Genomic DNA, 13,416 nt, shown 5'->3' on the forward strand with positions numbered 1-13,416 from the left:
CAACCGTTCAGCGCGATGACCTCAACAGGACACATAGCGGCCCACTTCGATCATGTTCGAGCAAGTATTTTCATCATCCGCCGAGCCCTTTGTCAGATCTTTAAACCTCTTGTTGCGGATTAACATCTCGGCACCCAATCCGCCTTAATGTTCTTACCGGGGAAGCGATTTCCCGCTGTGACCGCCGTACGACCGTGGGGTTCCACCACGGCGGCGGCCCGCGCCGGGCGGCGACCGACAGGGGCTCCGCAGGGGAGGAATGGGACGTGAACGAGAGCGACTGGGTGGTCGGAGACCGGGACCGCCTGACGTTCGACGCGTTCTGCGACACGCACGAGAAGGCGTGGATCGGGTTCGCCCGCGCCCGACTTCGCGACGGTGCGGTCGCACATGAGGCGACGGAGATCGCGAAGGCCCGCGTGTGGCAGGCGTGGCCCCGCATCCTGCGCGAGCAGATCCCGCCGTTCCACGCCTGGGCGATCCTCAAGGAGGAGATCGGCGCCGCCCTGGCGGAGTTGATGATGAACGGCGAACCGCTGCCCACCCAGGCCGACGTCCCCGGCTGGGTCCACGCGGTGCGGGACGCCGCCGAGCAGGCTGAGCACCTGCTGGAGGCCGACGGCAGCCACGAGCAACTGTACGGCGCGCTGCGGCAGTTGTCCGAGCGGCGCCACGACGTGATCGTGCTGCGGTACCTGCTCGACCTGCCGGACGAGCAGATCGCCGACTACCTGGGGACGACCGAGGCCAATGTCCGGTCCACCGCGAGCCAGGCCCTCGACCGGCTGGCCGCGGCACTCGGCGGCCGGCGCGGGGAGAGCCGATGACCACCGAGAACGGCCGGGCCCTGCGCCCGAGTCCGGCCGCTGTCCACGTGCCCGCCCACGCCCCGAGGCCGCAGCCGGGCGGTACCGGGGTGGCCTGGGAGCGACTGCTGACCGCCCCGAGCCCGATGCCCTCCGAGCACGAGCAGGCGGCCCACGAACTCGACCTCGCCACCTCCCTGGTCCTCTCGCTGCCCTCCGCCGCGCCCTCCCTGAGCCTCCTCGTCAACGACAAGCAGATCCATCCCGAGGGCGCCCTCGTCCTCGGCGCACTGCTGTACGTCGTGGGCCATCGCGACGGCGCCCAGTTCTGGTGGCAGTTCGCGGCCGGCGGCGGTTCCTACACCTCCGCCTCGTTCCTGAGCCTGTTGCACCGCAGCCTCGGCGAGTTCCTGGACGCCGAGGTCTGGCGCCAGCAGGCCGAAGCGCTGGCCACGAAGCCCCGGCTGCCACCGCGCGTCTTGGACCCCCCGCACGCACTCCTGCCGGCTCAGGTGCTCACCGACATCCTCACCCGGAGCCACTACGGCCTCGACGTGAAGCTGCCGCCCCGCCTCGCGGCCGTGATCCACCAGCTCCCGGTCGACGGCGACGACCCCGAGTACGGCGAGCTGCCCCAGGTGAGCAGCACCCTCGTACGCGATCTGACCGAGGAACGGTAGCGACCGTACGAACGGCGCCGAAGCCCGTTTCCGGGACGGCCTCAAGCCGTGGGGAGGCCCGAGGCGGCCCGCCCGGTCCACCCGGCGCGGTACGGCGCGAGGAAGGCCGTCAGGGCGGACAGCATCGCCTCCGGAGCCTCCTCGGCGGGGTAGTGGCCGCACTCGGGGACGACCAGGGTCTCCACGTCGTCGGCGCCGAGCTTCATCGTCGCGCCGACCGAGGCGCCCAGGTTCGCCGCTCCCCCGATCGCCAGGACGGGGAGGGGCAGTCGCCGGGCGGCGCGCCGCCGGTTCTGGGCGATGGTGGTGTCCAGCGCGCGGTAGAACTCGAAGCTGCAGCGCAGGGCCTCCGGGTCGGCGGCGAGGGTGTCGACGTAGTGCCGGACGGCGTGGTCGGGCAGGGCCTTCGCGGACTTCGTGGCGAACTGGTGGGCGAAGTAGAGGTGTTCACGGCCCCGGACCAGTTGCTCGTTGAGGCCGTCGAGGCGGTTGAAGGCGAAGTGCCAGAGCCGGTCGTTGGCCTCCTGGCTGCCGAAGAGCGGCGGCGTGGGCGAGAGTCCGGGGATCGCGGCCTCGGCGACGGCCAGGCGGTCGAGCCGGTCGGGGTGGTCCGCGGCCAGGGCGTAGCCGGTCCACATGCCGACGTCGTGGCCGACCATGGCGAACCGGTGGTGCCCGAGCGCGTCCATGAGCGCCACCATGTCGCGGGCGAGGGTGCCGGTGTCGTACCCGTGCCGGGGCTTGTCGGACAGGCCGACGCCGCGCGGGTCGACGGCGACGACCCGGAAGTCCCGTGCCAGCGCGGGCATCAGGAGGCGCCAGGCGTACCAGCTCTGCGGCCAGCCGGCGAGCAGCAGCAGCGGGGGGCCGTCACCGCCGGTGACGGCGTGCAGGCGCAGGTGCCCGGTGTCGACGTACCGGCTGGTGAAGGTCCGTGCGAATCCGGCCGGGAGGTCCGGCGCGCCGGCGACGGAGCCGGGGCCTTCGGGGACGGAGTCTCCGGGGCCTCCGGGGCCTCCCGGGGCGGGCAGGGGTGTGGGCGACACGCTCATGATCTTTCCTTCCGAAGGGCCGGAACCGGACCGCTCGCCGTCACGCTAGCCATCTTGGACCGATCGGTCAAAGATAGTGTGACCGATCGGTCCAAGATGCGGGTAGGCTCGCACCACGCTGACGAGACAGGAGGTGGGCGCGGTGTCCGGCCGGAAGCAGTTCGACGTCGAGGCGGCCCTCGACCAGGCCTTGCGGGTGTTCTGGGAGCGCGGGTACGCGGACGCCTCACTGGAGGCCCTCGGCTCCGCCACCGGCCTCGGCCGAGGCTCCCTCTACGGCACCTTCGGCAGCAAGGACGCCCTGTTCCACAAGTGCCTCGACCGCTACGCGGCGGTGTACGGCGCCCGGTACGAGCGGGCGCTCGCGTCCCACCCCAGCGAGCCGAAGCGTGCCGTCGAGGCCTTCTTCGACGTCGTCCTGGACCGCATCGCCGACCCGGCGGTTCCCCCGGGGTGCCTCGTCGCCCAGTCCGCCGCGCAGTCGTCGGCGCTGACGGAGGAGAGCGGCACACGGGTGCGCGGCCTCCTCGCCCTCCAGCACCAGCGGATCCGCGCCGCGCTGGCATGCTCCCCCGCCGACGCCCGGACGCTCGACGAAATCGCCACCTTCGTCGTCGCCGTCAACCAGTCCCTGGCCGTCCTGAGCCGGGCCGGCGCCTCGGACGCCGAGCTGCGCTCCGTGACCCGGCTGGCCTGCACCACGGTGGCGGACTCCCTCGCCCGGGCGGCGGCCGAGCGCGACGCCCCCGGCTGACGGGTGCCCGTGGACATCGATGGGGGAAGACCCCGATCCCTTCCGGATCCCGGCGGCCGGAACCCGGCGGCCGGGTCCGGGAGCCCGGCGGTCCGGGACCTCAGCCCAGTTCCATCAGGATGTCGGCACGGGCGTAGTAGTCCGCCACCGGAAGCCGGTCGCGGGTGATCCGCACGAACCCGGCGTCCTCGTAGAGGTGGAGGGCGGGGGCCAGCCTGCTGTTCGTGCCGAGGAACAGCCTGGCCGCGCCGAGCTCCCGGGCCCGGTCGATCGCCGCGGCCACCAGCCGTCGGCCGATGCCGCGCCCCTGCACGCCCGGGGAGACGGCCATCTTCGCCAGCTCGAACACGGCGTCCGGGTGGGCCAGCAGCGCGACGCACCCCACGACGGTCCCGCTTCCCGGCTCGCGGGCCAGGAGCACGTCGCCGCCCGGGTCCACGATGTGGCCGAACGGGTCCCCGAGTACGGCCCGGTCCGCCTCCTCCAGGGTGAACAACCGCGAGATCCACTCCTCGTTCAGCGCGCGGAACGCGTCGGCGTCGCTCGGCGAGGCGATCGAGGAGACCACGGGCGGGGCTGAGGAGTACGGCATGGGGCGGGTTCCTTTCCTGGATGGCACCACGTCAGCCTGCGACCGCGCCGACCCGGGTGTCCAGTACGCACTCCGGACGCCATCCACAGGCTGGAGATACGGATCAGCGAATCGAGCTCCGGCATCTGCGCTACTTCCTGGCGCTGGCCGAGGAGTTGCACTTCGGCCGCGCCGCCGGCCGGGTCGGCCGCGGCGAGGCCGACCGCCTGGAGGGGCGCCCCCGACGACCGGGCGGGGTACCCTGCGAATTCGGGGGAAGGGGCAAGTCACGGGCCGGGAGGGAACGTTGGCACGTCGGGAGTTGGATCCGGAGCTGGCCGCACAGGTGCGGGCGGCGTTCGCGGAGTTCGGGAACGAGATCACCCTGCACGGGGACGTGGCCCGCGACGTACGGGGGCGCGACTACGGGCTCGGAGGGCTCCTGGCACTGGTGGAGCAGCGGCCGGAGGCCCCACTGCGGGAGCTGGTCCGCGCCCATGTCCTCGAACTGGTCGTCGCCGTCCAGGGGCCGATGGCGGGAGACGCGGGCTCGCCGCAGGAAACGGCGGCCAGGCTCTACCCGCTGCTCCTGGACGCCACGACCCTCGCCGACCCCGCACACCACCCGCACGCGCTCGAAGTCGCGCCCGGGATCCTGGAGTTCATGGCACTGGAGTCACCCGTCGGCTGGCAGGTGCTGACCGGGGAGGCCGTCGCCGAACTCGGGGACGCGTCGCGGCTGCGCGAGGCGGCGCGCACACGGCTGGCCCGACTGCCCGTGGAGCAGCACGAGTTCCGGTCGACCGGGCAGGGCGGCGGCCTGCACGTCGTCACAGGCGGTTCGGCGCTGACGGGGAGCCGGGTCCTCGTCCTGGACGCCCTCCACCGCGAGGTCACCGGGCGGGAACTTCCGCCGGACGGTGCGGTGGTGGCCTTCCCCACGGCGTTCCGGCTGCTGTTCGCGCCGTTCGACGTCCGGGTACCGGACGTGCTGCAGGCCCTGATCGAGACGGCCGCCCGGGAGTTCGACGAGTCCGCAGCCCCGCTGTCGCGGCACACCTACTGGTGGCGCGGCGGGGAGCTGACGCCGCTCACCGAGGTGGGCGAGGGCGGCCTGCTGGACCTCGTACACGTGGACGAGGTCCTCGCGGCGGTCACCCGGCTGGCCGAGGACCAAGCCGACCTGCCCGGGCCGCGACCGCACCACTACCGCTTCGCGCACCGCCTGCTGCCCTCGCTGGGCCGGCTGGGCGCGGTGCCGGGGGAACGGCTCGACGGCGAGTTGCGGCGGCTCTGGGAGGAGTGCGGTGCGAGCCTGCCGGTCGAGCAGCGGCTGGTGCCGGAGGGCCTCCGGGGCGGGTTCGTCCAGGGCGTGCGGCACCGCATGCTCCTCGTCGCCCTCCCGGTGCCGCGGGCGGCGACGGAGGCCTTCGCGGTGGTGCTGGCCTGGCCGGAGGACGGCTCCCCGCAACGGACCTTCACCCTGGAGTACGCCGTCGACCCGATCACCGGCGAGCGCGGGGCCGTCCTGGGCGAGTGGGAGGCGGCGGGCCGCCACCGCCTGCACCGGACCGGCATGACCGCCGGGGCCCGAGCCTTCCTCCACGCCGTCGTGGCCCTCCTCGACGCGCCGCCGACGAAAGCTGCGACGGAAGCGCCGACGGAAGCGGCGACGGCCGTTCCGCGGACGAAACGGCGCGGTCTGTTCCGCCGTTGAGGCCGCCGCGCCGCGTGGCGGGCGCACCGGGGGTGAAGTGCTCAGGACCAGGCGATCAGTTCGCCGTTCATGGTGAACCCCAAGAAGAGGGAGAGGGTGATCCGGCGACCGCCCTCGAAGCCCCGCACCTGGTGGAAGTTGCGGCAGTCGAAGAAGACGCCTTCGCCGGGCTCCGCCAGGACCGTGGCCGACGGCACGTCCGCGACGACCTCCGGAGCCCAGCCGTAGCCGTCCTTGCGGGTGTCGTCGGCGGGGATCCAGCGGTGGCGCCAGACGGTCAGCGCGCCGCCGTGCTCGGCGACGGCCAGGTGCAGGTTGAAGGCGAGTTGCACGATGGGCTGGTCGTCGAGGTGGCCGGGGAACTCCCGTACCACCTCGTCGTAGTGGATCTTCGAGCCGGTGGGGAACTCGCGGAGGATGCCCACGTTCAGCGGGCGCCCCCCGATGGTCGCGGGGCGCACCGGAATGCCGAGCTCGGCACCCAGCCGCCGCATGAGGGCGACGGCCGGGCCGGGTCCGCCGTAGAGGTCGTGTGCGGCTTTCCGGGCCTGCTCCGCCTTCTCCCAGTAGGCATCCCGGACCCGGCCCTGCGTGTAGTAGTCGTACACCGCCGGGCCGAACTTCAGGATCGGCGGATCGAGGCGCTCCTCGTCGTAGGGCTCGAAATCGGCCCGCTCGATGCGGGCGACGAGGCCTCCCAGGCCGCCCGCGCCGCCCGGATCTCCCGCGTCGCGCAGCTCATCCCGGAGCAGGTCGGGCACCCGGACGATCGCGCAAGTGCCGGCGGCCAGCCGCTGGAGAGGCTCCCGCAGCCCACCCTCCAGGACCGTCTCCGCTCCGAACATCGCCTCGTCGCCGTACCAACTCGGTGCCATGGCAGCAGTGTTCCCCTCGCTGAGGCCGGACGGAAGGGCAGCGGCACGCCTGGAGTCCGCCGGGGCTGTCGCGCAAGGTCACTATCCCTTCGCCGCGGGTCGCGGGCGAGCGTGACCGTCCGGCCGGGTGACAGCGCGGGGCAACGCCGAGCGGTGGCCGACGTGCGGCAGCCCGCGAGGGCACCGGGGCCCGGAGCGGCGCACCGGAGGCCGCTCCCCCGTCACGCGAAATTCACAGACCGGCGTCTACTCGCATAGACGGCGGTGGGCCATCCTGGTCGACGCCGGTGCGCGAAGCCCGCCCCTCGTTCCCCGGGAACCGCGGGCGGTGGTGCCGGACGGATCGGTCGGCCCTCGCGCCGGAGCACTGCCGCGTCACAGCACTGCGTACGACCCCTGTGTCCGAGGCACACCACCCTCACCGGGAGATGCAGATGAAGCCACGCACCGCAGCCACCGTCGTCGCCCTGGCCCTGGCCGGCCTCGCCCTCTCGGCGCCCACGGCCGGCGCCAGCGGCACCAAGCTGTCGCAGTCCGCGGCCGCCGGCCAGTTCGGCAGCGCCGGCATCACGTGGAGCTCCAGCGGGGGCTGCACCACCAGGTCCAACTCCAGCTGCACCTCGTTCGACCAGATCAACTCGGGCACGGTGAGCGCCGTCATCACCCTCAAGCAGGCCAGCGGCTGTGCCATCAACATCACGGGCGGGACCGAGGTGGGCCACGCCTCCGGCACCTACAGCCACTACAACGGCTACAAGGTCGACACCGCCCGCAACTCCTGCATCGACGGCTACATCCAGAACAGCTTCACCTACATCGGTCTCCGGGGCGACGGCTACCCGCAGTGGCAGGCCGCATCGGGCAACCTGTACTGCAACGAGGGCAACCACTGGGACATCCTCATCTACTGACACCGGCCCCGGGTGCCGGATCCCCCACGGGGCGCCGGCACCCGGGAGCACGTCCGGTCCGTGCCGCGAACCGGCCGACGCTCGCGCGATGACAGTCGGTCAACACGGCGCGGTACCGGCATGATTCACCTGGACCCACTCCAACTCCCTTCCACCACAGTCCTGTTACCGCGACGATCCACCCCGGGGTGGAGGAGCCGGGTGGAGACCGGCAGCCCGGAAGTCCACCCGTGCACCGAGGCCGACGGCGCACCGTCCTCCGTACCGTCAGCACCATGACCGGACTCCTGCGCCGCACGGCCGCCGCCGGCGGCACGCTGTTGTCGGCCGCCCTCCTGCTGGCCGCCCTGGCCCCGCCCGCCTCCGCGTCCACGGACGCCGCCCGCGCGGACGCCGCTTCCGCCGAGCTCGACTGGGGCGCCTGCCCGGCCCCGACCCCGAACGCCGACGGCACACCGTTCCCGCGCGACCCGCGCCAGCAGTGCGCACGCCTGCGCGTGCCCCGCGACTACCGGCACCCCGGCGCCGGCACCATCACCCTCACCGTCTCCCGGATCCGCACCGCCGACCCCGCCCACCGCCGCGGCGACCTCGTCGTCGTCCCGGGCGGTCCCGGCGGCCCGGGGCTGGACTACCCGGGGCAGGCCGCCACGTTCCTGCCGCCCGCGGTGCTGCACTCCTACGACCTGATCGGCTTCGACGAGCGCGGCGTCGGCAACAGCACCCCCGTCCACTGCGACCTGCCCGCCGACGAACGCACCGCACTGCTCAACTACCCCTACCCGGCCCCGGACGGCTCGATCACCGCCAACCTCGCCCACGCCAAGGCGGTCGCCGACCGGTGCGCGGCCGGCGCAGGCCCGTACCTGGCCGACATCACCACGGCGAACTCCGCCCGCGACCTGGACCGGATCCGCACCGCCCTCGGCGTACGCCGGATCTCCTACCTGGGCACCTCCTACGCCACCTACCTCGGCCAGGTCTACGCGAGCCTCTTCCCCGCCCGCGCCGACCACGTGGTGCTGGACAGCACGGTGGCCCCCGGCGGAGAGCAGCAGGGGATCGCCCTCTTCAGCGAGGGCGCCGAGGACACCTTCCCGGACCTGGCCGCCTACGCCGCCGCCCGTGACGCCACCCTGCACCTCGGCGCCACCCCCGGCGCCGTGCGCGCCGCCTACCTGCGCCTGGCCGCCGAGCTGGACCGCGCCCCGCTCGACCTCGGCGACGGCCGCACCCTCACCGGCGCCGGCCTGCGCGCCGTGACGTACTCCTCCCTGAGCAGCCCGCGCTACTACCCGCTCGCGGTGGCCGCCTGGCAACTGGCCGCCACCCGTGGCACGACCCCGCCGGCCACCGGCCCCGCCCACGGCTCGCTCCCCCGGGTGATCCCGGACAACTTCGTCTCCGCCCAGGACGCCGTCGTCTGCGACGACTCCTCCTGGCCCCGCGACCCCGCCGTCTACGCGGCCCGCGTCGCCGCCGACCGCGAGCGGTACCCGCTCACCGACGGCATGTCCGGCAACGTCCAGCCGTGCGCCTTCTGGCACTACCGCCCGCACGAGCCCCAGGTGCGCCCCAACCCCGAGGGGCCGCGCGACATCCTGCTCCTGCAGAACCGGCGCGACCCCGCCACCCCCTACTCCGGCGCCCGCCGCACCCTGACGGCCTTCGGCCCCCGCGCCGCCATGGTCACCCTCGACGCGGCCGGACACGGCGTCGACTTCACCGACCCCCGCGTCTCCGTCCCCCTCACCTCCTTCCTCCTCACCAACCGACTGCCGGACCGACTTCCGGACCGACTTCCGGACCGCCTGCCCGACCGGAGCCCCGGAGCCCCGGCCGGGCCCTGACGTGGTGGCCGGGGCGGCCCGGGCCGTCGGGGCCTCGTGGTGGTCAGCGGACGGTGACCTCGATGCTCTGGGAGATGTCGCACCGGTCCCCCTGGTACTTCGGCACGCCGGCACTACAGCTGCCCTCGCCGAACAGCCACGTCAGTGTGGTGGTTCCGGGCGCCAGGGCGCTGTAGGTCAGGTCGAACTCGGAGCCGCAGCCCGCCATGGGCGGGTCCGTCGGGCAGGGGTTGATGACGAAGTCCGGGCCGGGCCGCAGCACGGCGGCGTCGCCCGCCGACGCGAGGTACCAGTTCTTCTGCCGGGCGCCCCCGGTCGTCCTGACGCCGAGCCGCTGTCCGACCGCCAGGGTCACCGTGCTGGGCGGGTACGGGGCGGTGGCTTCCCCCGCCTCGGTGGGGAGGCGCACCTCCACCTGCGGTCGGGTGGCGGTCGCGGCCGTGGTGCCGGCCGGACCGGGGTCGGACCACCAGCCGCCGAGGTAGGAGGCGAGCAGCAGGGCGCCGGCCAGGAGTGCCACCACGGCGGCGGTGAGGGTCCGGCGCATCAGTTGCCCTCCTCCCTGACCCGGCGGCGCATGGCGACCAGGAGCGCCACCTCGGCCAGCCAGCGGGCGAACAGGACCTCGCGCCCGAGGTCCGCCCCGCCGGCCGCGGCCGCGCGCAGCCAGCCGCGCACCAGCTCCGCCGGTTCCCGGCCGATCACCGGCTCGGGCAGGTCGAGCGCGCCGGCGAAGCCGCCGGCGCGGACGTACTGGGCCAGGACGCCCAGCGGGTCGGGGCCGATGCCCAGGGCCTCGGCCTGGTAGGAGGCGGCGATCGCCGCCTCGCCGAAGAGCACCCGGCGCGGGACTCCGTCGATCAGCAGGCCGCGGGTGAGGGCGGCCTCGACGTCGTAGCCGCTCGTCAGCTCGGTGTCCGGAAGGATGTCGGTCATTTCGGCAGCTCCACGCCGTAGGGCCGGTTGATGTTCGCCGTGTCGGTGAGGCCGCCGTCGTTCAGGTGGTTGTGGATGAACTGGTCTTCCGTCACCCACACCGACTGGCCCCACGGGTTGTAGACCTGCAGCCGGTCGCCGTCCCGGGCCACGATCACCATCTGGTGGTAGCCGCCGTCCTTGCCGGCCGCCTTGCTGGCCTCGTCGAAGGCGCAGAACGGCACCGGCTTGCCCTCGTCCAGGGCCTTCTCGATCCGGGTGACGGCCGCGCGCCGGTCGTCGTCGGTTTCCAGGTTGACGTACTCGTAGGTCGAGCCGGTGGCCTTCCCGAGGTTCTGGTCGGCGAGGAAGGTGTTGCCCTTCACGCCGAGACCGCTGTCCTTCTCCGGGTAGACCTTCTGGTTGCCGTCGGCCAGCTGGCCCTGCTGGTACTGGCCGATGAAGAGCTGCTGGAGGCGCTGCTTGAAGTACTCGGGCGAGTCGGATCCCGGTACGTCGGTCATGTTGCCGGTGGTGAGCTGGAGCATCGTCACCGGGTCGAGTTTGAGACTCGCGACCACCGTGGAGGCCGCGACGCAGTCGCCGACGTTGCGCTGGCTGTAGACGTCGTAGCCGTCGAGGATCTCGGCGCCCCTGTAGGTCAGCCTGGTCGCCTGGGTGGTGGACTCCTCCTGCAGGGCGTCCGAACCGAGCGCCGGAACCAGGTGCTCGGACAGCCAGCCCGGGTCGTCGCCGTGGGGGTGGATCAGCGCGTCGAACCGCTGGACGTCGGCGACCGAGTGGCCGGCCGCCAGGGCCTTCCAGAGGTAGGCGGCCTCCTCCGGTGACTTCGCGCCGGACAGGAGGTTCTGGAAAGCGAGTTGGTCGGCGCCGTTCATCACGGACATGAACTGCTTGGCACGGTCGAGCTGACCGACCGTCAGGATGTAGTCGCCGTCCACAGCGCCGCCGGGACCCTTCTCGTTCGCCAGCACCAGCGCCGCGAGGGGATCGATCGGCCCCTGTCCGGCGCGTTCGGTGCGGGCCCTGGCGGCGAGCTGGTTGAGCATGCTCGCGGCGCGGGTTCCGCAGCTCTCCGCCCGTTGGGCGGCCGAGATCCTGGTTCCCACGGCCGTGTTGGCGGGTTCGATGGCGGCGATGGCCTTGCCCATGTCGAAGGCGTCGTGGGCGACCGAGTTCCGCACGCTCTCCAGGGCGGTCATGCCCTGCGCGTCGGTGCTCTGGGCTCCTTCCAGACTGTCCGCCCAGGCGTTGAGCTCGGTGGCGGCCTCCTCCAAGGACTTCTGGGAGACGGCCAGTTCGTTCGCCAGCGCCCGGATGGACTGGGCGGCGTTCTCGGCGACCGAGCCGGTCCAGGCGTTCGGCAGCCGGTTGTCGGCGACCTGCCCGAGGTCGGTGGACGCCTTGGCGTAGGACTTGGCGGTCGCCGCGTACGCCTTGGCCCGCTCACGGATCACGCCCGGGTTTCCGGCCGGCCCGGCCACGGCCAGGGCCTTGTCGATCGCGCCGAGCAGGGCGGCACCGATGAAGAGACCGGAGCCGGGGTGGGTGATGGACTGCTGCGCCTTCTGCAGGTCCGCGATTTTGCTCATCGGGACTGCGCCGGGGTCAGCGACGCGACGGCCATCGTCTCCGCCGCGCGGTAGTTGGCGCTGGTGGCCGCCATCTTCTGGACCAGTTCCGCCACTGCGCGCTGGGTCACGTGCAGTTCCTGGCTCCAGTTGCCGTCGAAGCCCGCCCACGCCTGGTCCACGCCGAACTCGCCGAAGTCGGCGCCCTGGTAGACCTTCTGCGCGGTGTAGGCCTGGTTGGCCGAGTCCAGGTCGGTCGCGACGTTGTCGAGCCCCGCGGTCACGTGGTCCAGCGCGTCGGGTTGGACGGTGTACCCCACCGAGTCGGGCATCGGCTGCTCTCCCCCAAGAAGCTCCACTGCCCGCCGTGATCGGACGAGCACAGTCGACGAGGATAGACGCCGCCGAGGGGGTGCCGGTTGCGGGGGCGACCCAGGCCGTCCGGACCTAGCCGAACGACGTGGTGACGGTGTGGTGGACCCGGGCGATCTCGGACTCCCAGTCGAGGACGGCGCGGGCGGGGACCAGGATGACGTGTTCGACGCCGACGTCCGCGAACTCGGCCAGCCGCTCGCGCAACGCCCGGTCGCCGCCGACGGCGTAGACGTCGCGGCTGGTGCAGCCCTGCTTGTGGGCCGAGACCTCGGCATCCAGCTCGCGCCGGAGCTCGGGGGTGTCGATGGCGGGCGGCACGTAGACGAGCTGCACCGCGCGGGTGATGTGCTCGGTGCGGCCGAGGCGCTGCCGCTCCTCGTCGAGGACCTCCAGGCGCCGGCGGTACTCGGCCGGGGTGATGAACGCGGGGACCCAGCCGTCCGCGAGGGCGGCGACGCGCCGTACGGTCCGCTCCCGGCCTCCGCCCAACCACACGGGCGGCACCCCGGCCGGGCCGCTGCCGCTGGATTCCCCGGCGGACTCCCCGACGAGGCGGCGCAGACGGCGCAGGATGTCCTCCAGGGCGGCGGCGGCTTCGGCGGGGTTCCGGATGAGGGCCTCGCGGGGGCCGCCGATGCCGAGCTGGGCGACGAACCGGCCGTTGGACCGCCGGTACAGGTCGGTCAGTTCGCGGACCACGGCGGACGGTTGCAGGCCGGCGGCGACCAGGACGTGCGGACCGAACGCCAGGGCGGACGTCCGGTGGGCCACTTCCCGTGCCAGCTCCAGCGGCGGGGGCATGCCGTCCCCGTTGTTGTTGTAGAACCAGAACGAATCGAATCCGTACCGCTCCACCGCGTCGAGCAGTTCCCACAAGTGGTCCCGCGTCACATCGTGACGCAACGAGGTGCCGAAACAGAAGCCGAATTGCAGGCCCATGAGACCTCCCTGTCGAGATTTTGCCCACCGGGCACGGCCGCCCACCGGGCAGGTGTTCGATGAATTGGCAGGAGTAGCCGAATACCGACTTCAGGTCCGCGATCCACAGGATTTATCCGCCCCTGTCGAACCCCGTCGGAATAAGGGGTGTACACGCTTCGTGCGCACTCGACGAAGCGGATCCGGTGCACCTTCGCCCGGAACGTACCACAGCGGTCAATCCTTCGAGAAGTGCGCCAATCCGGGCCGGAGGCTGGTTTATCGAGCCATGTAACAGTCTTCAACCGACCTTCGCAAGGTCCACAGGTTTCACCCAAATCAACGGTGCGATTCGCCCCGAACTGCACCCTCGCACGGACCCCGAGGTGGCGGAAGCGCC

The 13,416-nt window shown here is 72.6% G+C and carries 14 protein-coding genes; 6 read left to right on the plus strand and 8 right to left on the minus strand.

All coding sequences use genetic code 11. The features are described 5' to 3' along the window. Positions 1-266: 266 nt before the first annotated feature. Together ACFRAR_RS12490 and ACFRAR_RS12495 are read left to right on the plus strand one after the other, a co-directional pair. Positions 267-827 (plus strand): RNA polymerase sigma factor, encoded by a 561-nt coding sequence (locus ACFRAR_RS12490; RefSeq protein ID WP_380697611.1) that lies wholly within the window; start codon positions 267-269, stop codon positions 825-827. Then, the gene (locus ACFRAR_RS12495) at positions 824-1,486 is read left to right on the plus strand and encodes a hypothetical protein (protein WP_380697613.1); all 663 of its coding nucleotides are present in this window, start codon (positions 824-826) and stop codon (positions 1,484-1,486) included. Before ACFRAR_RS12490 ends, ACFRAR_RS12495 begins: the two co-directional genes overlap by 4 nt. 41 nt (positions 1,487-1,527) lie before the next feature. Here the strand turns inward: ACFRAR_RS12495 and ACFRAR_RS12500 are convergent, their stop codons facing one another. Beyond that, entirely contained in the window at positions 1,528-2,538 is a 1,011-nt protein-coding gene (locus tag ACFRAR_RS12500; protein ID WP_380697614.1) for an alpha/beta fold hydrolase, read from the minus strand. 142 nt (positions 2,539-2,680) lie between these two features. Between ACFRAR_RS12500 and ACFRAR_RS12505 the strand changes: the two genes are divergently transcribed. After that, entirely contained in the window at positions 2,681-3,292 is a 612-nt protein-coding gene (locus ACFRAR_RS12505; protein WP_380697616.1) for a TetR/AcrR family transcriptional regulator, read from the plus strand. A gap of 100 nt (positions 3,293-3,392) precedes the next feature. Here the strand turns inward: ACFRAR_RS12505 and ACFRAR_RS12510 are convergent, their stop codons facing one another. Further along, on the minus strand, positions 3,393-3,884 hold the full coding sequence (locus ACFRAR_RS12510) for a GNAT family N-acetyltransferase (RefSeq protein WP_380697617.1): 492 nt from the start codon (positions 3,882-3,884) through the stop codon (positions 3,393-3,395). Between the two features lie 286 nt (positions 3,885-4,170). Between ACFRAR_RS12510 and ACFRAR_RS12515 the strand changes: the two genes are divergently transcribed. Continuing rightward, entirely contained in the window at positions 4,171-5,580 is a 1,410-nt protein-coding gene (locus tag ACFRAR_RS12515) for a hypothetical protein (RefSeq protein ID WP_380697619.1), read from the plus strand. A 41-nt stretch (positions 5,581-5,621) separates the two neighbouring features. Here ACFRAR_RS12515 and ACFRAR_RS12520 read toward each other — a convergent pair whose 3' ends face one another. Then, positions 5,622-6,455, minus strand: a complete 834-nt coding sequence (locus ACFRAR_RS12520) for a proline hydroxylase (RefSeq protein WP_380697620.1) — start codon at positions 6,453-6,455, stop codon at positions 5,622-5,624. Between the two features lie 428 nt (positions 6,456-6,883). Between ACFRAR_RS12520 and ACFRAR_RS12525 the strand changes: the two genes are divergently transcribed. After that, entirely contained in the window at positions 6,884-7,366 is a 483-nt protein-coding gene (locus ACFRAR_RS12525; RefSeq protein WP_380697622.1) for a hypothetical protein, read from the plus strand. A gap of 275 nt (positions 7,367-7,641) precedes the next feature. Further along, positions 7,642-9,216, plus strand: coding sequence for an alpha/beta fold hydrolase (locus ACFRAR_RS12530; protein ID WP_380697623.1), 1,575 nt, complete (start codon positions 7,642-7,644; stop codon positions 9,214-9,216). Positions 9,217-9,259: 43 nt separating this feature from the next. On the opposite strand, the gene ACFRAR_RS12535 is transcribed toward ACFRAR_RS12530, so the two are convergent. From ACFRAR_RS12535 to ACFRAR_RS12555, 5 genes are all read right to left on the minus strand, one after another. Further along, a complete protein-coding gene (locus ACFRAR_RS12535) occupies positions 9,260-9,763 on the minus strand; it encodes a hypothetical protein (RefSeq protein ID WP_380697625.1) in 504 nt (167 codons plus the stop codon). Beyond that, entirely contained in the window at positions 9,763-10,152 is a 390-nt protein-coding gene (locus tag ACFRAR_RS12540; RefSeq protein ID WP_380697626.1) for a hypothetical protein, read from the minus strand. The genes ACFRAR_RS12535 and ACFRAR_RS12540 overlap by 1 nt, the downstream gene beginning before the upstream one ends. Further along, positions 10,149-11,744 carry a hypothetical protein gene (locus ACFRAR_RS12545; protein ID WP_380697628.1) on the minus strand — a complete coding sequence of 532 codons (1,596 nt, stop codon included), beginning with the start codon at positions 11,742-11,744 and terminating at the stop codon, positions 10,149-10,151. Before ACFRAR_RS12545 ends, ACFRAR_RS12540 begins: the two co-directional genes overlap by 4 nt. After that, entirely contained in the window at positions 11,741-12,055 is a 315-nt protein-coding gene (locus ACFRAR_RS12550) for a hypothetical protein (RefSeq protein ID WP_380697629.1), read from the minus strand. The genes ACFRAR_RS12545 and ACFRAR_RS12550 overlap by 4 nt, the downstream gene beginning before the upstream one ends. Before the next feature lie 115 nt (positions 12,056-12,170). Further along, positions 12,171-13,037 (minus strand): LLM class flavin-dependent oxidoreductase, encoded by an 867-nt coding sequence (locus tag ACFRAR_RS12555; RefSeq protein WP_380697630.1) that lies wholly within the window; start codon positions 13,035-13,037, stop codon positions 12,171-12,173. Between the last annotated feature and the right edge of the window lie 379 nt (positions 13,038-13,416).

Source organism: Kitasatospora sp. NPDC056651 (assembly GCF_042792155.1).
Classification (GTDB): Bacteria; Actinomycetota; Actinomycetes; order Streptomycetales; family Streptomycetaceae; genus Kitasatospora.

What these genes read in the sequence shown, in the direction of transcription:
- ACFRAR_RS12495 (WP_380697613.1), top strand. Translation starts at nt 824, where the DNA reads ATGACCACCGAGAACGGCCGGGCCCTGCGCCCGAGTCCGGCCGCTGTC.
- ACFRAR_RS12500 (WP_380697614.1), bottom strand. Translation starts at nt 2,538, where the DNA reads ATGAGCGTGTCGCCCACACCCCTGCCCGCCCCGGGAGGCCCCGGAGGC.
- ACFRAR_RS12510 (WP_380697617.1), bottom strand. Translation starts at nt 3,884, where the DNA reads ATGCCGTACTCCTCAGCCCCGCCCGTGGTCTCCTCGATCGCCTCGCCG.
- ACFRAR_RS12520 (WP_380697620.1), bottom strand. Translation starts at nt 6,455, where the DNA reads ATGGCACCGAGTTGGTACGGCGACGAGGCGATGTTCGGAGCGGAGACG.
- ACFRAR_RS12525 (WP_380697622.1), top strand. Translation starts at nt 6,884, where the DNA reads ATGCAGATGAAGCCACGCACCGCAGCCACCGTCGTCGCCCTGGCCCTG.
- ACFRAR_RS12530 (WP_380697623.1), top strand. Translation starts at nt 7,642, where the DNA reads ATGACCGGACTCCTGCGCCGCACGGCCGCCGCCGGCGGCACGCTGTTG.
- ACFRAR_RS12535 (WP_380697625.1), bottom strand. Translation starts at nt 9,763, where the DNA reads ATGCGCCGGACCCTCACCGCCGCCGTGGTGGCACTCCTGGCCGGCGCC.
- ACFRAR_RS12540 (WP_380697626.1), bottom strand. Translation starts at nt 10,152, where the DNA reads ATGACCGACATCCTTCCGGACACCGAGCTGACGAGCGGCTACGACGTC.
- ACFRAR_RS12545 (WP_380697628.1), bottom strand. Translation starts at nt 11,744, where the DNA reads ATGAGCAAAATCGCGGACCTGCAGAAGGCGCAGCAGTCCATCACCCAC.
- ACFRAR_RS12550 (WP_380697629.1), bottom strand. Translation starts at nt 12,055, where the DNA reads ATGCCCGACTCGGTGGGGTACACCGTCCAACCCGACGCGCTGGACCAC.
- ACFRAR_RS12555 (WP_380697630.1), bottom strand. Translation starts at nt 13,037, where the DNA reads ATGGGCCTGCAATTCGGCTTCTGTTTCGGCACCTCGTTGCGTCACGAT.